Below are 18699 nucleotides of genomic sequence, written 5' to 3'. Positions count from 1 at the left end.
GGTGCAGTCTGCCCAGCTTACTGCGTTGTTGATGGAAATGCAGCGTTGACCTTACCTCGCTGGGAGCGATGAACCGGCAGGGCTCCCGGCCACGGCGTGAAAGACTCGAGGAAAACCTCGCTGACCATAAGCGATTTTCCCTCGATTCCGAAGCGACAGCGGCGACCCCAGGCCGACTCTGCCTGGCGCAGGTGGTCTGGCAGGTAGTGGCTGTTACCTGGCATTCGCGCGATTTCGAAGGGATCCCGCTGCATGCCTGGGTGGCGAAACAATATGGCACCCAGCGATTTGCTCTGTAACCGCCTCAGGTGGGCCAGGCTGCCGACCAGACTGGAGATAGGAAAGATGCTCCGTGCGAATACCACCGGGTCCCGGCCCAGCATCAGCGTGACCTCCCGCACTAGCGATAATTGTCGCGGTGAAATGCCCAATAGGGTGCTTTCACTGGGCAGGGGCCTCTCCCAGCCCTGATAAAGCCGCTTCACAGCGAATTGGCCGCGTCCTGACGCGACTAGATGACCCGTCAGTGAGCCGTTATCGGTGAGCCAGCGGCGCGATTCGGGGGGCAGCTGGGCATGGGTAGCGCGGAGAACCGGCTGCCAGCGTGGCTCTGTTGTAATCCTCTGGCGGGATTGTGCAGGCCCCCCCGAGGCCAGATTGTTCGAAGACACAGGTCTACCTTCCATGTTTGGAGAAGCGAGGATGCGCTATCCGAACGGGGCTTGCAAGACGGGACAGGCTCGAATTAGAGCGCCTGAAGCAAGAAAATCCTTGCACAATTATTGTACAGAACTATAGTGTTTCGTCTCGAATTTTGGCCTCCGGCCGCAGCGTTGCAAGTCGGCAGGGGAGCTATGAAAATCAGCAGAGTGAGATGGTTATGAAAAAGTGGGAATGTATTGTTTGTGGCCTGGTCTATGATGAAAAACTGGGCTGGCCCGATGATGGAATTGCACCGGGCACCAAGTGGGAGGATGTCCCCGAAGACTGGTTGTGCCCTGATTGTGGCGTGGGCAAAGAGGATTTTGAACTGCTGGAGGACGAGGTAGAGGAGTCTGCACCCCATCATCAGGAGCCTGCGGTAGATAAGGAACACGCCCCGGTGGTGATTCTGGGTACCGGTTTGGCGGGTTATGGTGTTGCCAAGGAATTTCGGAAGCACGATACGGAAACGCCCCTGATCCTGATTACCTCTGATGATGGCCGCGCTTATTCAAAGCCGATGCTGTCAACCGGATACACGCGGGATCAGTCCGCGGACGACCTCGCTCAGTCAGATGCCGGCGCAATGGGCACCCAGCTGAAAGCCAGTGTCTGGACCATGACCAAGGTCAATGAAATCGACACGGCCAACCAGATGATCAAGACCGGTGATGCCGACACGGCGGTGCATTACAGCAAACTGGTGCTTGCGGTTGGCGCTCAGGTAATCCGTCCGCCGATCCAGGGCGACGGTCTGGAACTCGTCTACTCCGTCAACGACCTCATGGACTACGCGGATTTCCGCACCGCTGTGGCCAAGAACGATGTGAAGAAAATCTGCATTATCGGGGGTGGCCTCATTGGCTGCGAATACACCAATGACCTTCTCAACGGTGGCTTCGAGGTGGAGGCCGTCGACCCTCTCGGGTACTGCCTGCCAACACTGTTGCCAGAGACTGCCGGCAAGGCCGTGCAAGCCGCGCTGGAAGAGAAGGGTGCGAAATTTCATTTTGGCCCCCTTGTCACCGAGGTGAACAAGTCGGCAGATGGCGTCACAGTGACATTAAACAATGGCGATACGATTGACGCGGATATCGTCGTCTCTGCGGTTGGCGTGCGTCCGCGCACGGACCTGGCAGAGGCGAGCGGCATCGCGACCCAGCGCGGCATTGTGACCAACCGCTTGCTGCAAACCAGTGCGACCAATGTGTATGCCATGGGTGATTGTGCGGAGGTGGATGGCCATGTGTTGGTCTACGTCGCGCCCCTGATGGCAGCGGCCAAGGCCCTCGGCAAGACGCTGGCAGGAGAGCCGACGGAGGTGGTTTATCCTGCTATGCCGGTGACAATCAAAACACCGGCATGCCCGGTTGTTGTCGCCCCCGTAACGCCAGACACAACAGGCGAGTGGAACATCGAGGCAGATGGCAACAGCGTCAATGCCCAATTCCGTGACAGTGACGGCAAACTTTTGGGCTTTGCGCTAACAGGTGGGGCAATTAAGGAGAAGATGGCCCTGCAGAAAGAACTACCATCTATCATGGGCTGAATGTGGCCCCAGGCCTGCAGTGTTGAGCGCTAAAGTTGAGCAACAGGTTCGGCTTTGGCTGGATCAATTCGTTGTAGGCCTGAATCTTTGTCCCTTCGCTCGACCGCTGCTGGGCGGCGAGACCCTGCGCATTGTTATCTGCGAGCAAACCGGTCGAAAGGCGCTTCACGAGGCGTTCCTCACCGAGCTGGACATGCTGTATTCCACCGCACAGACGGAGGTCGCAACCACGCTGCTGGTGTTTCCGTTCGCACTTCAAAAATTTTCGGATTATCTGTCGTTTCTGCATGTGTCGGAGGACACGGTAAACGAGGCCGGCCTTGCAGGTATTGTGCAATTGGCGAGCTTTCATCCTGACTACGTATTCGCGGGTGAGGACTCCGCCTCCGCCAGCCATTACAGCAACCGCTCACCCTACCCCCTGATACATCTGCTGCGGGAGGATATGGTCAGCGCGGCCGTGGCGGACTATCCCCAACCGGAGCGTATTCCTGCTCGCAACATTGAAGCGCTCGAAAAAATCGGGAACCGCGAGCTGGCACGTCGCTGGCAAGCCCTTTTTTCTGAATAGAGTGCTCTTTCCCGTGAACGGGAGTGTCATACGGCCTGAAACGCCTCTTCTGCAGAACCATGCGCTTATCGTCGGTCACAAATTGCTCTGCACACGCGCACTTATCTGCGTGGCGCAAGACAGGCCGTGGGCAGTAGAGGAATTACACGCGCATCGTGCGACGAAACTTGTCCTGGCAACCAGGAGACGATCTGTTCGAGTAATTGTGCGTTCTCACGTACAATTCTGAGCCCGTTGTCACCGGCCTGTTATCCATGCCCCTGCTTTCCCTCGATCAAGCCTGCCTCCAGTACGGCACTCATGTTCTTCTGGACAAGGTGGAGTTCAACTTAAACCCGGGCGACCGTATCGGGCTGCTGGGGCGTAATGGTGCGGGTAAGAGCACCTTAATGAAAGTGATCAAGGGCGATATCGTTCTGGAGAGCGGTAAACGCTGGGTGCGCGACGGGACCCGCATCAGCTACCTGGACCAGTCACTGCCGGGTGCTGATGAGCAGGACGTTTACGACGTTGTCGCCGGAGGTTTGGCGGATGTGGGTGAGTTGCTGAAGCGCTATCATCACAGCATCCTTGAGGGAGATATGGACACCATGGCCTCCGTGCAGACCGAGTTGGAGGCGAAGGACGGCTGGCGGTTGGCGCAGAAAGTTGAAACCGTAATCTCTCAATTGCAGCTGCCGGCGAATGCCAGTATGTCCACCTTGTCTGGTGGCTGGCGCCGGCGCGTGGCTCTGGGTGCCGCGCTGGTCAGCGAGCCGGATATCTTATTGCTGGACGAACCCACCAACCACCTTGATATTCCCGCGATCGAATGGCTGGAGAACCAATTGCAGGCCTATGCGGGCGCGATCATATTTATTACCCACGATCGTTCGTTTCTGCAAAGCCTGGCGCGAACCATCGCCGAACTTGACCGTGGACATCTGAGCGCCTGGGAGGGCACATACCAGGATTTTCTGCGCTTTCGCGATCAGCAATTAGCCGCCGAGGAGCGGGAAAACGCACTGTTTGATAAGCGCTTGGCAGAAGAAGAAAAGTGGATTCGACAGGGGATCAAGGCCAGACGAACCCGCAATGAAGGCCGCGTTCGCGCCTTGAAAGCCATGCGGGTAGAGCGTGCATCCCGACGTGAGCGAACAGGTAATGCCAGTTTCAACATGGAGTCTGCGGACCGATCCGGTAAGCGGGTCGCGGAGCTGGAAAATGTTTCACAGGCCTACGAGGGCAAGACAGTCCTGAAACCGTTCTCGACGCTGGTCAGTCAGGGTGATCGTATTGGTATCGTTGGCGCCAACGGGTCGGGCAAATCTACCCTGATAAAAATCCTGGTCGGTGAGCTTACCCCGACAGCGGGCCAGGTAACATTGGGAACACGTCTGGAGGTAGCCTATTTCGATCAGCTGCGAGCACACCTCGATCCGGAAAAAAATCTGATCGACAATGTCTGTGGTGGCCAGGATTTTATTGAGCTCGATGGCAAGCGCCGGCATGCCATTAGTTATCTCGGGGATTTTCTCTTTTCACCGGAACGGGTGCGCACTCCGGTAAAGGCACTCTCCGGCGGCGAACAAAGCCGCGCCATCCTAGCTAAACTTTTCAGTAAGCCCGCGAATCTATTGGTGCTGGATGAGCCGACCAATGACCTGGACGTCGAAACGCTGGAGTTGCTGGAGGAAATTCTGTTGAGTTTCGAGGGTACCGTATTGCTTGTCAGTCACGATCGACAATTCATGGATAATGTGGTGACCAGCATCCTGGTGCTTGACGGTGTCGGCGGTGTTGAGGAATGGGTGGGCGGTTATAGTCACTGGGTAGAGCATGGGGGCCGACTGCAAAGCCTCGAACACAGCGGCGAGAAAACGATAGCGCAACCGCCGCCGGCCGGCAAAAAAAGCCTCCGCGAACAACCGCAGGACAGCAAAAAATTGACCTTCAAGGAAAAACGCGAGCTGGACGATTTGCCAAAGGGCATTGAGGCCATGGAGGCACGCCAATCAGAGCTGGAGGCAGAGATTGCCGCGCCTGCGTTTTACCAGCAGGGCCATGATATTAGCGAGGCCCGGTTGCAGGCACTGGCCGATATTGTGGCTGAACTCGAAATGGCGTACGCCCGCTGGGAAAGCTTGTCGGATCGCGCAGGCACTACCTGAGCGGGGAAAACAACGGCGCGTCTAAAGGCCGGTCAGGCCCTGCTCATACTTTGGCGAAGTGCTGTCGACTGCCTGTCCAGCGTGTGATCAGTGGCTCCGCCAGCTCGGGGCGGGTTTGGCGGATAGTGTCCGAGATAGACTGAACATCGTCCAACAGATGATTGTGGGCAGGCAGCTCGGCTATCCGGAACTCCATGAGGCCAGTCTGTCTCGTGCCTAGCACCTCTCCTGGCCCTCTCTGCTGCAGGTCTTTCTCCGCGATGTAAAAACCGTCTGTGCTCTCACGCAGTACCGACAAACGCTGACGACCGTTCGCCGAGAGGGGCGACTGATACAGCAATACGCAGTGACTCGCCTGCTCGCCCCGCCCTACTCTGCCGCGCAGCTGGTGCAACTGTGCGAGGCCCAGGCGTTCCGGGTTTTCGATAACCATCAGGCTGGCGTTGGCAACATCGACGCCCACTTCGATAACAGTTGTGGCCACCAGCAGCGATACCTCTCCACTCTTGAATGCGGACATGACCAGCTCCTTTTCTGCAGGCTTGAGCCGCCCGTGAACGAGGCCGATCCTCAGAGCCGGCAGCGCCTGCTGCAATTCTGTCGCTGTCGCTTCAGCCGCTTGTGCTTGCAGTGTGTCGCTTTCCTCGATAAGTGTGCATACCCAGTAGGCCTGACGACCTTCCGCACAGGCTGCCGCCACCCGGTTAACCACCTCTGCGCGCCGGCTGCTGTCGATCAGCGCGGTACCTACCGGCGATCTTCCCGGAGGCAGTTCGTCGATAATGGAGACATCAAGATCTGCGTAGGCGACCATCGACAGTGTTCGGGGTATCGGCGTAGCCGTCATGATGAGTTGATGGGGCTGCCCCTCCTCGGGGGAGGATTTTCGTGTCAGTGCAAGGCGCTGGTGCACACCGAAACGGTGCTGTTCGTCGACGACAACCAATCCAAGACGCGAAAATTCGACGTCATCCTGAAACAGGGCATGGGTACCGATCACCAGGCTCGCTTCTCCGGATACCATGCGCGCGAGAGCGCGCGCTCGTCGTTTGCCCTTGGAGCGACCACTGAGCCACTCCATCGTGATACCCAAAGGCTCGAACCATTGCTGGAAATTATGGCGGTGCTGTTCCGCAAGGATTTCGGTAGGTGCCATCAGGGCAACCTGGTAGCCGTTGCAGATCGCTTGTAATGCAGCCCCTGCGGCCACGAGAGTCTTTCCCGAGCCCACATCACCCTGCACCAGCCGCATCATGGGTAATGGCTTGGCAAGATCTGCTGCGATCTCTGACAGTACCCGCCGTTGAGCGCCGGTTGGGTTGAAGGGCAGCGCGGCAAAAAACGCGTCCAGCTGTTGGGGTTGGGAAGGCAATGCCGGCGCGCCTTCCCTTTGCTGATTTTCACGCAGTCTGCAGAGGGACAGGTTGTGAGCGACCAGTTCCTCCAGTGCCAGGCGCAGTTGTGCAGGGTGGCGCCCCTCGCGCAGTTGTTCCAGCGGCGCGTCCGGTGGAGGTGCATGCAGGTAGTGCAGGGCCCGCGTCAGCTCGTAGGGGTAGCGCTCGTTGGGGGGCAGTAGTTCGTGGACTTCCTCCCCTTCAAGCCTCGCCACGGCCTGAGCACACAGCTTGCGCCACTGGCTCTGCCCAATGCCCGAGGTGGTCGGGTAGATCGGTGTCAGCGAAGTATCCACGGGTGAATCTTCGTCCAGAACTTGCCGGTATTCGGGATGATACATCTCGATGCCGCTGCTGCCTCTGCGTGCTTGACCGAAGCAACGCAGTCGCGTCCCGCAGGAGAGATTGTTTTTCTGTGCGGCCGAGAAATGAAAAAATCTCAAGGTCAGCGTGCCGCTGCCGTCCTGTAAGCGCACAACAAGACTGCGACGTCTGCCAAACACCACGTCCGCGGCCATCACATCACCCTCAACAACAATATCATCACCCTCTCGGGCGGTGGCGATAGGTGTAATGCGGGTTCGATCCTGATAGCGCAGTGGCAAGTGGAAAAGCAGATCCTGAAGGCTTCGGACACCGTAGTCGGCAAGCTTGCCGGCGAGTGCCGGCCCGACGCCGTGCAGTATCTCAACGGATTGATTGGCGATGTGCTGTGTCAAGATAGCGGCCGGGCTCGCAGGGCGTTGATCAAAAGGTCAATTGCCTCCGGGCGCGGAAAGCTGGCCCGCCAGGCGAGCGCGATACGGCGTGAGGGCGGTGGGTCCAGGAAAGGGATCACAACCACGTTATTCTTGTCATAGCCCGAGTCCAGAGCCGCTGACTTCGGCAAGACTGTAATGCCCAGGCCACTGGCCACCATGTGCTTTAGCGTTTCCAATGAGCTACCCTCGACCGGCGCTTCCCCCTTGGCGGCCTGCTCTCTTACCGCGTCCGCCAGGCCCGGACAGGCCTCCAGTACTTGGTCTCGAAAACAGTGACCCTCACCCATAAGCAATACGCGATGATCTGCCAGTGCACATGGTGCGATAGCGCGCTCGCCCGCGAGGAGATGTCCCCGAGGTGCCACAACGACAAAGGGTTCATCGAAGAGCGCGCGTGTTACGACATCAACGTCTTCGAAAGGTAGTGCGACGAAGATCGCATCCAGGTCTCCCCCGCTTAGTTTACCGCGGAGGATGTGTGTGTAACTTTCTTCTATGTACAAAGGCATCTGGGGCGCCGATTCCTGCATAGCGCTGACCATCTGGGGAAATAGATAAGGCCCCACCGTGTAAATTGCGCCTACGGAGAGCACGCTGCCCGACGGGTCCTTGCCCAGTTCAGCCAGATCGTAAAGACCCTGCACTGCGTTGAGGACCGACCGCGCCTGGTCTACAATCCCGTCTCCCGTAGGGGTAGTGGCAACCTTATGGCGAGCCCGTTCAAACAGGCTGATCCCCAGTTCTGACTCCAGCTTTTTGATAGCGATACTCAAGGTAGGCTGGCTGACACTGCATTGCTCTGCGGCCTTGCGAAAATGTCCTGTCTCTGCCAGTGCCACAAGGTAGCGTAATTCTGTTAATGTCATAGGCGTAAGCCGTGCCCTTGGCTGCGAGGAGCCTTGTTCAAAGGCCCTTAGTGTAACCAGTGAGAGACAATAATATGAAGAGCAGTTCTGTTCTAATTGTAGGCTGCGGCGACCTTGGCATTCGTGCAGGGTCCCTGTTGGCGGAACGCGACTGGGAAGTCACCGGGCTGCGGCGCAATGTTGCCAAGTTGCCATTGCAGATCAATGCCCGGTCTGGGGACTATACCCTGCCGGGAAGTCTGGATTTTGCCGCGACTCTGGCGCCGGACTTTGTGCTTGCCACATTTAATCCCCCTGACCGGTCTACAGCGGGTTACGTCAAAGGGTTCCAGCAGGCCATGACAAACCTTCTCTGCGGGCTGGGTGAGCATCGCCCGCGGTGTATTCTGATGGCCAGCAGTACGCGAGTATTTGCCGAATCGGAGGGAGGCTGGGTTGACGAGGACAGCGCATTGTCTCGTGACGACCCATGGGCCCAGGCAATCATCGAGTCGGAGCGGCAATTGCTGGATTCAGGGCATCGTGCGTCGGTGGTGCGGTTTGCCGGCATCTACGGTATTCCGGGCGGCAGGCTGTTGTCACGGGTGCGCCGCGGTGAATTGTGCCCCCCTCGGCCGGTGAGCTACACCAACCGCATTCATCGGGAAGATTGTGCCGGATTTCTTGCGTACCTGTTGCAGCAGTCAGAGATCGGTGCTGACCTGGAGCCTGTTTATATTGGTGTGGATAACCAGCCCTCCCCTCGCTACGCAGTCGAGTCCTGGCTGGCAGCACAAATGGGAGTGGCTGAGCTGGAAAGCGCGCTGCCCGATGCCGCCAGTGACCCCACGCGACACAATCGTGCGGGGCACAAGCGGTGCCTGAACCGAAAACTGCGCGACAGTGGCTACCAATTAATATACCCGGACTACAAAGCGGGGTATAGCGCGTTGCTTGCGCTCCACGATCACCCCGGCAATGTGCCGGAAAGTGCCTGATCTAGTTCAGCGCATCACGCAGGGGCGTTGGGCTACAGGACGAGAATAGCCTCGATTTCGATCTGCGCTCCCTTGGGCAGTGCGGCTACCTGCACGCAGGCGCGGGCCGGAAAAGGCGGCGAAATAAAGTTCGCCATGATCTCGTTCACGCTGGCGAAGTGGGAGAGGTCTACCAGCGATATATTGATTTTGACCGCCTTGTCCAGGCTGCCTCCGGCTGCCACGGCTATCGCAGCAAGGTTGTTGAAGGCCTGTGTGGCCTGGTCTTTGATATTATCACTGACCAACTCAGACGTGCCGGGTATCAGCGGAATCTGACCGGATAGCCACACGGTGTTACCTACTTTGACCGCCTGTGAATAGGGACCGATCGCTTCCGGCGCGTCCGGCGTTGCAATGATGGCTCGGTTACTCACCGCGTACCTCCGTGTTCGACGTGTTGCTGACGAGTGACTGGACAACCCCGTGGAGCCTGCCCAGCCGCACTGTTTGTCTTCAGTTTTTGACTCGCGTAACCCTGTGCACGTGGGTAATAGTGCGCAGCCGCTTCATAATCCGAGCCAGGTGCACTCTGTCGGTCACCAGCATTTCGAGATTGACGTAAGTAAACTGGTAGTCCTTCACGTCGGAGGCAATCTTCTCAATATTGACGCCCATACTGTTAATGCGGGTAGCGATGACCGCAATCATCCCCCGCCGGTTTTCCACCTCGATACGCAGTTCGGCCAGGTACTCACCCTCTACCTCCTTGTCCCAGCGCAAGGCGACCTGTCGCTCACTGTGATCGCGCATATCGTTGAGGTTGTTGCACTGCTCCCGGTGCACCACCACGCCCTTCTCAAGGCTCAGGTAGCCCTCTATGGCGTCGCCAGGGATCGGGTGGCAGCAGCGGGCATAACTCACCACGAAGCCCTCTGTGCCGCGAATATCGACCGGTTGCGCGCCCTCACCATCAGGCTTTGCCTGATCGTCGAACGTTTCGTGCAGCAGTTGTTGGGCGGTGAAGGTCGGCAGGCGATTGCCACGTGCAATGTCCAGCAGCAGGTTATTGAGGTCGTTATAGCCATTGTGCTCGAGAAAATCGGCGAGTTTCGCCTCCGGAAGACTGTCCAGATTGCTGTGAAAGCCAGCCAGACCCTTTTCCAGCAAGCTGCGGCCCAATGCCATTGAATCATTCCGGGTCTGATTTTTGAGGAAGTGGTGAATGTTTGAGCGCGCCTTTGCCGTAACGGCATAGTCCAGCCAGGACGGATTGGGTCGAGCGCCCTCGGATGTCATTATTTCAATCGTCTGGCCGCTCTGCAGTGGCTCTGATAGCGGCGCCAAGCGTCGGTTAATACGGCAGGCCACGCAATGATTACCCACATCGGTATGAACGGCGTAGGCAAAGTCTACTGCGGTGGCGCGTCGGGGAAGTTCGAGTATTCGGCCCTTGGGTGTAAACACGTAAATCTCATCGGGAAAGAGGTCAATCTTGACGCTTTCGATAAACTCAAGGGAGTTGCCGGCTCGCTGCTGCATTTCCAGCAGTCCCTGTACCCACTCACGGGCGCGGGTGTGGCTGCCATTGGCGGACTGGCCGTCGCTTTTGTAAAGCCAGTGGGCAGCGATGCCATTGTTTGCCATATCCTCCATTTCCTGCGTGCGGATTTGCACCTCGACGGGCACACCGTGCATGCCCATCAGCACAGTGTGCAGCGATTGATAGCCATTGGCCTTGGGTATGGCGATATAGTCCTTGAACTCGCCCGGTACGGGTTTATACAGGCTGTGAATACAGCCCAGTACGCGGTAGCAGGTATCGACGGAGTCAACAATGATCCGAAAGGCATAGATATCCATGATGTCGGAGAAGGACTTCCGCTTTGAGCGCATTTTCTTGTAAATACTGTACAAGTGCTTCTCACGTCCGAGCACCTCTACCTGGTGGCCTTCCTGCTGCAGTGTGGCTTTGATCTGGTCGCGGACCTTGTAAACCAGCTCCGTCCTGTTTCCTCGAGCCTGCGCCATGGCAATTTCGATGCGTTTTGCGCGCATCGGATAAAGAACGCGAAAACCAAGGTCTTCAAACTCCAGCCGTACACTGTTTATTCCCAGGCGCATGGCGATGGGGGAATAGATATCCAACGTCTCTCGGGCAATGCGCCGTGCCTTTTTGGAATCCAGCACGCCCAGGGTGCGCATGTTGTGGAGCCTGTCTGCCAGCTTGACCAGAATCACGCGAATATCCCGCGCCATGGCCAGTGCCATTTTCTGGAAGTTCTCCGCCTGCTTCTCTTCCAGAGACTGGAATTCAATCTGGGTAAGCTTGCTGACGCCGTCGACCAGGTCCGCCACAGTGGAGCCGAACTGCTCACCGATGGCGGTTTTTTCTATGCCTGTATCTTCAATAACATCGTGCAGCATCGCCGCCACAAGGCTCTGGTGGTCCATGTGCATTTCGGCGAGTATGCCGGCCACGGCGAGGGGGTGGGTGACGTAGGGTTCACCACTGCGCCGGCGCTGTCCGTAGTGAGCTTGCTCCGCGAAGTAGTAAGCGCGGTTTACGGACGCTGTCTGCTCGGAATCGAGATAAGTACGGAGAGTGGTGTTGAGGGCATCAATGGTTTCCATAGTGGTCTATGACCCGGCCAGCGATGCCCACCGGGGTGGGCCCGGCGGCCTCAAGGAGTTTCAGGGCTCTCCGTGGTGGTTATTGCAGGCTCTTCAACATCGATACCTTCCATCACTTCGGCCAGCTCTTCCTCGGCTTCCATTTCCGATTCCCGGCTGAGAATCTCATTGGTGATCAAACCTTCCGCGATCTCGCGCAGGGCGATAACAGTGGGTTTGTCTGATTCTTCCTGAACCAGGGGATCCTTGCCGCCTGTGGCCATTTGTCGAGCCCGCTTGCTGGCCACCATTACCAGCTCGAATCGGTTTTCGACGTTTTCAAGGCAATCTTCTACAGTTACACGTGCCATTGCTCGATACTTCCTCTGTGCGTGTGCCCTGAAAATACAGCGGAATTCATCAAAGAATGCCGCGGACACGGTTTATCTAAACTTGACAGCCACGTAACTCATCTCAACAGTGACCGGCATAATTTTCAAGGGGAACCGCTGATTATACCGCGATTGACCCGGGGTGCGTCCAGTGGCAATGCGGGTAGCACCAAAAAGGGCGCTAGCTGAGCAAACCCCTCAGCATGTCTGCCAGCAGGGCCTGCTGCCGGGGGGTTGCCAGCCGCTGGCTGTTCACGATGGCGGTCAGTTCTGCCAAAGCCCTGTCGAAATTGGCGTTGACCACCATGAAATCGCTTTCCACGTAATGAGACATCTCCTCAACGGCGACATCCATGCGTTTCTGTATGATGCCGGCGTCATCCTGCCCTCGACCCCGCAGCCGTTCCAGTAGCGTGTCCCGGGACGGAGGAAGGATAAAGATGGCTTTGGCCTGGGGCATAAGCCGCTTGACCTGCTGCGCGCCCTGCCAGTCAATCTCCAGAATAACGTCGTGTCCGTGGCTTAGCTGCTCCTCTACCCAGACTGCAGAAGTGCCGTAGAGATTGTCGAAGACCCTGGCGTGCTCCAGGAACTCGCCGCGTTCAAGGATCGCCCGGAAGCCCGGCTCGCTGACGAAGTTGTAATTTACGCCATCGACCTCTGCCGGTCGGCGGGGCCTTGTTGTGTGGGAAACCGATACCAGTAGGCCTTCGCACTGCTCTATCAGCGCGTTGACCAGGCTGGTTTTGCCTGCGCCCGAGGGCGCAGACACAGTGAACAGTGTACCGATGCTTGTCATGTCAGTGTGTGTGGCCTCGCAGAGTCTAGGATAGATAACACGATTATTATTCGATGTTCTGGATTTGCTCACGCATTTGCTCGATCAGTACTTTTAGCTCTACCGCATTTTGTGTGGTCTTGGATGACTGCGACTTTGACGACAGCGTGTTGGCCTCACGGTTAAGTTCCTGCATCAGAAAATCCAGTCTTCGCCCGCAGGGGCCGCCCTTCTTCAGCGCTCTACGCACTTCGCTGATATGCGCATCCAGCCGGTCCAGCTCTTCGTCCACATCCGCGCGTTGGGCGAGGTATACCATTTCCTGCTCGATACGCCCCGGGTCCGCGTCCACATCGAGGGCTTCAATACGCGTCTGTAGGCGTTGTTTCTGTTGTTCCCTCAGCTCGGGCAGCACCTTGCGTGTGGCTTCGACCTCGAATTCAACCTGAGACAATCGGTCGAGTACTAGCCCGGCCAGTGTTTGCCCCTCGCGCCCGCGCGTTTCCTGCAAATTCTTGAGAGCCTCGCTAAACAGGGTTGACGCGGCCTGCTGCAGGGCCTCGTTCGTTTCTTCAGCCTGCGTGTAAACGCCGGGGAACTGCAGGACCTGCAGGGCGTTGACGGGGGCCGGTTCCCGCAATTGTGTCTGCAGCGCGTCAACGGCTTGCAGCAGGTCCGCAAGGCGCTGGTCATCGATTCGATACGCTGTGGTGTTGTTCTGGTGCGCCTGCAGGCGCACCAGACATTCGAGCTTACCCCTGGCGAGTGCTTTACCTGCCTCGTCGCGCAGCTGTGGTTCCATCACTCGCAGGGCGTCGGGCAATTTGAACGTGCAGTCGAGGTAGCGGTGATTGACGGTGCGCAATTCCACTGTGAGGACGCCCTCGTTCAGAGGGGCACTCTCTCGTGCGAAGGCGGTCATGCTCTGGATCATTTTGCGTAGTGGCTCTGGATTGCGCGACAAGTAACCGAGTGTAGCAGTTTGTTATAGACCCTTACAGGCGAGTGCGAGGTTCGCAGTACGGCCCTGTCGCCTTTAGAAATGAAACCAGCGTTCGCCTCGCGTATACTACGGCGGCGAATTATTTTCATGGAGCTTTATATGCAACGACCCAGTGGCCGCAGTGTTGATCAACTGCGCAAAGTGACAATTACCCGCCAGTTCACCCGCCATGCCGAAGGGTCTGTGCTTGTGTGCTTTGGCGATACCCAGGTGATCTGCACGGCCTCAGTGGAGAAAGGCGTGCCCGGCTTTATGCGCGGGGAGGGCAGAGGCTGGGTCACTGCCGAATACGGGATGTTGCCGCGGTCTACGGGAAGTCGCATGGGACGTGAAGCGAGCCGCGGTAAACAAGGCGGGCGTACGGTGGAAATCCAGCGGCTGATCGGTCGTTCACTGAGGGCGGCACTTGATCTGTCTCGCCTGGGAGAGAACACGATAACGGTTGACTGTGACGTGATTCAGGCCGACGGCGGCACCCGCACTGCGGCGATCACTGGGGCTTGTGTTGCTGTAGCGGATGCGGTGAGCTACATGCGCGATAAGAAATTGATTTCTGACAACCCTCTCTCGCAGCTGCTGGCCTCTGTGTCAGTTGGAATATATCAGGGTGAGGCGGTACTCGATCTGGATTACCCGGAGGACTCTGCTGCGGACACTGATATGAACGTGATAATGGGGGAGTCTGGTGGGTTCGTTGAAGTGCAGGGCACGGCGGAAAGAGCGCCTTACACCAGGGAAGAACTAAACCGTATGCTGGATCTCGCGGAGCGCGGAATCAAGCAGTTGATTGATATACAAAAGGCGGCGCTGGCCGAATAAGTTGCAGTGCTTCACTCATGTTTCGATATCGTAGTCCATGATGACCGGCCCGTGGTTGGAAAAAACCCGTTTTTTATAGATGGCGCCATAATCCACCGCGTACTTTAGCCCCTGTGAAACGAGCTGGTAATCTGTGCGCCAACCATTACTGTCGCGGTTACCATCGGGCCGCCAGCTAAATTCGTCGTGGTCAGAGCTCACCTCCCTGAAAGCATCCACGTAGCCAGCGGCAAGCACCTCATTAATCCACTGGCGTTCCTCTGCCAGAAAACCGGACTGTGTGGCGCTCTCCTGAGAGTTCTGCATGTCCGCGGGGCAATGGGCGAGATGCCAGTTACCACAGATGATGAATTCCCTGCGTTTGTTACGGATTTTCTGGAGGTGCGAGCCGAGCAGGCCGTAGAACTCATTTTTGCGGTCTTGCTGCTCGGCGTTGCCGGTCTCAGCACTGGGCGCTAGCAGGCAAGCCACACTGAGATTTTCATAGTCCGCCTGAATATAGCGGCCTTCCATGTCAAAGTCGGCGAATCCGAGGCCGGTCATAATGGCTTTTGGGAGCTGGCGGCAGTAGATCGCAACGCCATTCGCCTTGCCATCGACGTCGTCGAGGAAGTAGGCGTTATATTCCTCGGGGTGAAATACCGCTTCCTGCAGGTCGTATTCAGAGCACTGCAAATCCTGGACGCAGACAAAGTCAGCGTCTTGCTCTTTCAGCCAGTCGTAGAAACCGTTTTCGGCAGCATTTCTGATGCCGTCTGCGCTGAAACTGATGATCCTCATCTTTGGCCCCTTACGGTGAGAGCGTGTATCATGCGCCGACAGGGGGGTGCTTGAAACAGCACGACCCGGACGGGATTATTTGAGCTTCTAGGTATCGCTTAAAAGCCAGCCCGTTGGGTCCTTCATGGAGCCGGGACGGACAGAGTCAGGGCCGAGCGGATAGGATCCAACGATTAAGCTTAAAACCGGTCTGGAATACCCTATTCTATAACGTGCTAGCAAGAATACAAAACCCCTTTACCAGAATTGGAAGACCCTTATGAAAGGCTACCAGACCGAATTTATCGAGTTGGCCCGAGCCTGTAACGTGTTGCAATTTGGCCAATTTGAGCTCAAATCAGGCCGCACCAGTCCTTATTTTTTCAATGCGGGAAAGTTTTCTACGGGGCGCGCGATGGCAACCCTGGGGCGTTGCTATGCGCAGTGTATCGTGGATTCAGGTGTGGAGTTTGATTTGCTGCTGGGCCCCGCCTATAAAGGTATTCCTTTAGGAACAGCTACTGCGATCGCGCTCGCTGATCAGCACGGTATCAATGTGCCGTTTGCCTACAATCGCAAGGAAGTGAAAGCCCACGGGGAGGGCGGCAGTCTGGTAGGGGCCTCTTTGGTAGGACGTGCACTGGTTATTGACGATGTAATAACGGCTGGCACTGCTGTTCGCGAGGTGCTCGCCATGATCGAGGACGCGGGCGCAACCCTGGCGGGAGTCGTTATCGGGCTGGATCGGCAGGAGCGAGGCGTGGACCAAGTATCGGCGGTGCAGGAATTGCGTCAGGCCCACGAGATTCCCGTTATTAGTATTATTGCTCTGGAGCACATTATCGATTACCTCGGCAGCGCCGGGGCGGAATCCACGGAATTGCTCGGCGCCATGCAGCACTATCGCGAGCAGTTCGGGGCGATAGTGGATAGCTGAGCGCACGCCGCTTGCTGCTAATGTGGCCCGGCTGTCGATGGCATTATTAGGCTAAGCACTCGCTTGTTCAGTCTCAATACTCGTTTTATATTGTCGCGATGACACTCCGTTTACACTCCCTGCGTCGAGCACTGGTATGGGTCTTGGCATGCGGCCAGCTGTTCTTGGCCGGTGCTGCCTTCAGCCAGAAGCTTTACCGTTACAGCGATGCCCAAGGCAAGGTCGTGGTCGATTTTCAGGTGCCTGCAGACCGAATTTCCCTTGGCTACGAGGTCCTCAATAGCAAGGGTATGGTTGTCAACGTGGTGCCGCGGGAACTGACCGAGGAAGAGTTGGAATCCCAGGAGATGACTGAAAAATTGCGTCGGGAAGCTGTTGCGGAGCAACAGCGGCTGCGGGATTGGGATGAATCGCTGATGCTGCGCTATAGCAGTATCGAGGATATCAAAGACGCGCAGCGTCGAGGGCTGGGTAATCTCGAGATCCGCTTGAGTATACTGCGCGGCAACAGGCGGTCATTAAAACAGCAAGTCGAAAATTACCAGACCCAGGCTGCAGATAAAGAGCGCGCAGGGCATGAGGTAGAGGTGGAGTGGCTGCGAAAGATCGAAGATCTGCGGGGGGAGATCGTCAACGTGGACAAGGACATTGCGAAGCGGCAGCAGGAAATCAGGGAGATCTCGGGGGAGTATGATGCCGACATCAAGCGCTTTAGAATGTTGCTGGATGTGGTCGAACTGCGCCGTAACCTCAGCGCGGAAAGGGCTTCTTCACCCCGTTGAGTGCCCTAACCGGCCAGTCCGGATGCCTGTCCGTGCGCGGGCTGTGTAACAGCCTCGCGAAAGAACCCCCCCATCAAAAGTTGCCATTGGCTGGCCCAGTCGGTGGTAGGACGGCGCTGGAAGCCGCTGCGGACATACTGCGAAATTCGACCTTCGGCCGCTGACATTAGCAGGTTTGAGGCCGCGGGCAGGGAAATGCTTGGCCTCAAGCCTTCCCGCAGTTCTGCCTCCCTGATCACCTGTTTTAGTTGCGTTTCGAAACGCTCGAACAGTTGCGCTACTCGCGCATGCAGGCGGTCTGTCTCCCCCGCGAGGGCATCTCCGGTGAGGATTCGGGTCAGTCCTGGATTGCGCTCGGTGAATACCAGGAGCAGCATGATCATTTTCTCGCAGCGCAGTGCCGCTGTTGGCTCTTCGGTGAGAATGAGGTTGATGCGGCTGAACAAGGTCTCTTCAATGAACTCGATAAGGCCCTCGAACATTTTTGTCTTACTGGGAAAATGCCTGTAGAGCGCTGCTTCGGAAACGCCGACCTGTCTGGCCAGGCCTGCCGTGGTTATGCGGCTGCCGGGGCTTGCCTCCAGCATGTGTGCCAGAGCTTCAAGTATCTGCTGGCGCCTTTGAGATTTTCTGGGGGACATGGCGATCCACAGCGAAGGTATGTCATGCAATGCTAGCGATAACGTGTCGCCCCTGCAATAAGCGCGGACAAAATGGAGGACTATTTCTTCAAGTTTTTTTCTAGGTTTGCTGCTTATTACTAATTAAGGTTCCCATACCTTCATCCGTGAAGGTTTCCAACAGGACCGCGTGAGGTACTCGCCCATCGATGATGTGTGCAGTGTTGACGCCGGATTTTACCGCCGCCAGTGCGCAACGAATTTTGGGCAGCATACCGCCGCTGATGGTGCCATCTGCAATCAGCGCGTCTACTTGCTCCGTTGTCAGGCCCGTTAGAATCTCGCCCTGTTTATCCAGTAGTCCGGCGATGTTGGTTAACAACATCAGCTTTTCGGCTTGCAGCACCTGCGCCAGGGTTCCGGCGACGAGGTCCGCATTGATGTTGTAAGTGCTCCCATCCTCTCCCACGCCAATGGGAGCGATGACCGGAATAAAGTTACTGTCAAGAATGACTTGCAGCACCTCGGTGTCGATCTGGTCAACCTCTCCCACGTGGCCTATATCGACAATTTCGGGGGCGCCGTGCTCCGGTCCCGGGCGGGAAACAGTCATTTTCTTGGCCCGGATCATCTGGCCATCCTTTCCAGACACCCCAATGGCCTTGCCGCCGTTGCGGTTGATAGAGGACACGATCTCCTTGTTCACGCTGCCCCCGAGAACCATTTCCACCACATCCATGGTCTGGGCGTCCGTAACACGCATGCCCTCTACGAACTCGCTCTGGATATTAAGCTTTTCAAGCAGCGCACCAATCTGCGGTCCGCCGCCATGCACCACCACAGGATTCATCCCCACCAATTTCATCAACACCACGTCCCGCGCGAAATGTTCATGCAGTGCTGGATCAACCATCGCATTGCCACCGAACTTTACAACGATGGTTTTGCCGGTGAAGCGTTGAATATAAGGCAGGGCCTCGGTCAGGACCTGGGCAACGTTGAGTGCATCTTCGCGACTGAGGGACATAGCGTGGCCTGTTGTTGTAA

General features: G+C 57.1%; 18 protein-coding genes. 7 read left to right on the top strand and 11 right to left on the bottom strand.

All coding sequences use genetic code 11. The features are described 5' to 3' along the window. Positions 1-17 precede the first annotated feature (17 nt). Positions 18-671, bottom strand: coding sequence for a chorismate--pyruvate lyase family protein (locus EYC82_RS12625; RefSeq protein WP_279249894.1), 654 nt, complete (start codon positions 669-671; stop codon positions 18-20). A 209-nt stretch (positions 672-880) separates the two neighbouring features. Here EYC82_RS12625 and EYC82_RS12620 point away from each other — a divergent pair, with 209 nt between their 5' ends. The 3 genes from EYC82_RS12620 (at position 881) to EYC82_RS12610 (ending at position 4972) form a co-directional block, all read left to right on the top strand. Continuing rightward, complete coding sequence (locus EYC82_RS12620) at positions 881-2251, top strand: FAD-dependent oxidoreductase (protein ID WP_279249893.1); 1371 nt, start codon at positions 881-883, stop codon at positions 2249-2251. Positions 2252-2273: 22 nt separating this feature from the next. Next, complete coding sequence (locus EYC82_RS12615; RefSeq protein WP_279249892.1) at positions 2274-2822, top strand: DUF1415 domain-containing protein; 549 nt, start codon at positions 2274-2276, stop codon at positions 2820-2822. Positions 2823-3076: 254 nt separating this feature from the next. After that, entirely contained in the window at positions 3077-4972 is a 1896-nt protein-coding gene (locus EYC82_RS12610) for an ATP-binding cassette domain-containing protein (RefSeq protein ID WP_279249891.1), read from the top strand. A gap of 43 nt (positions 4973-5015) precedes the next feature. Here EYC82_RS12610 and recG read toward each other — a convergent pair whose 3' ends face one another. After that, entirely contained in the window at positions 5016-7085 is a 2070-nt protein-coding gene (gene recG / locus EYC82_RS12605) for an ATP-dependent DNA helicase RecG (protein WP_279249890.1), read from the bottom strand. Continuing rightward, a complete protein-coding gene (locus EYC82_RS12600; RefSeq protein ID WP_279249889.1) occupies positions 7082-7993 on the bottom strand; it encodes a hydrogen peroxide-inducible genes activator in 912 nt (303 codons plus the stop codon). The genes recG and EYC82_RS12600 overlap by 4 nt, the downstream gene beginning before the upstream one ends. Before the next feature lie 74 nt (positions 7994-8067). Here EYC82_RS12600 and EYC82_RS12595 point away from each other — a divergent pair, with 74 nt between their 5' ends. Then, positions 8068-8970: a Rossmann-fold NAD(P)-binding domain-containing protein gene (locus tag EYC82_RS12595; RefSeq protein WP_279249888.1), complete on the top strand. Its 903-nt coding sequence runs from the start codon at positions 8068-8070 to the stop codon at positions 8968-8970. Positions 8971-9002: 32 nt separating this feature from the next. Here the strand turns inward: EYC82_RS12595 and EYC82_RS12590 are convergent, their stop codons facing one another. From EYC82_RS12590 to EYC82_RS12570, 5 genes are all read right to left on the bottom strand, one after another. Continuing rightward, positions 9003-9386: a Rid family detoxifying hydrolase gene (locus EYC82_RS12590; protein WP_279249887.1), complete on the bottom strand. Its 384-nt coding sequence runs from the start codon at positions 9384-9386 to the stop codon at positions 9003-9005. Positions 9387-9465: 79 nt separating this feature from the next. Next, a complete protein-coding gene (locus EYC82_RS12585; RefSeq protein ID WP_279249886.1) occupies positions 9466-11583 on the bottom strand; it encodes a RelA/SpoT family protein in 2118 nt (705 codons plus the stop codon). 50 nt (positions 11584-11633) lie between these two features. Beyond that, entirely contained in the window at positions 11634-11933 is a 300-nt protein-coding gene (gene rpoZ / locus EYC82_RS12580; protein ID WP_279249885.1) for a DNA-directed RNA polymerase subunit omega, read from the bottom strand. 202 nt (positions 11934-12135) lie between these two features. Further along, positions 12136-12753: a guanylate kinase gene (gmk, locus tag EYC82_RS12575; RefSeq protein WP_279249884.1), complete on the bottom strand. Its 618-nt coding sequence runs from the start codon at positions 12751-12753 to the stop codon at positions 12136-12138. Positions 12754-12799: 46 nt separating this feature from the next. After that, positions 12800-13654, bottom strand: coding sequence for a YicC/YloC family endoribonuclease (locus tag EYC82_RS12570; protein WP_279249883.1), 855 nt, complete (start codon positions 13652-13654; stop codon positions 12800-12802). A 180-nt stretch (positions 13655-13834) separates the two neighbouring features. Here EYC82_RS12570 and rph point away from each other — a divergent pair, with 180 nt between their 5' ends. Then, positions 13835-14554, top strand: a complete 720-nt coding sequence (gene rph / locus EYC82_RS12565; protein ID WP_279249882.1) for a ribonuclease PH — start codon at positions 13835-13837, stop codon at positions 14552-14554. A 15-nt stretch (positions 14555-14569) separates the two neighbouring features. Here the strand turns inward: rph and EYC82_RS12560 are convergent, their stop codons facing one another. After that, positions 14570-15334 carry an exodeoxyribonuclease III gene (locus EYC82_RS12560; protein WP_279249881.1) on the bottom strand — a complete coding sequence of 255 codons (765 nt, stop codon included), beginning with the start codon at positions 15332-15334 and terminating at the stop codon, positions 14570-14572. A 259-nt stretch (positions 15335-15593) separates the two neighbouring features. Here EYC82_RS12560 and pyrE point away from each other — a divergent pair, with 259 nt between their 5' ends. Further along, entirely contained in the window at positions 15594-16250 is a 657-nt protein-coding gene (pyrE, locus tag EYC82_RS12555; protein WP_279249880.1) for an orotate phosphoribosyltransferase, read from the top strand. 143 nt (positions 16251-16393) lie between these two features. Then, entirely contained in the window at positions 16394-17032 is a 639-nt protein-coding gene (locus EYC82_RS12550; protein WP_279249879.1) for a hypothetical protein, read from the top strand. Between the two features lie 5 nt (positions 17033-17037). Here EYC82_RS12550 and slmA read toward each other — a convergent pair whose 3' ends face one another. Together slmA and argB are read right to left on the bottom strand one after the other, a co-directional pair. Then, positions 17038-17673: a nucleoid occlusion factor SlmA gene (gene slmA, locus EYC82_RS12545; protein WP_279249878.1), complete on the bottom strand. Its 636-nt coding sequence runs from the start codon at positions 17671-17673 to the stop codon at positions 17038-17040. Between the two features lie 100 nt (positions 17674-17773). Then, positions 17774-18679 (bottom strand): acetylglutamate kinase, encoded by a 906-nt coding sequence (gene argB / locus EYC82_RS12540; RefSeq protein WP_279249877.1) that lies wholly within the window; start codon positions 18677-18679, stop codon positions 17774-17776. Between the last annotated feature and the right edge of the window lie 20 nt (positions 18680-18699).

Origin of the sequence: Candidatus Marimicrobium litorale (assembly GCF_026262645.1) — a bacterium.
Classification (GTDB): Bacteria; Pseudomonadota; Gammaproteobacteria; order Pseudomonadales; family Halieaceae; genus Marimicrobium; species Marimicrobium litorale.
Note: the sequence above shows the minus strand (reverse complement) of the source record. Positions and strands in the feature narration are given on the sequence as shown.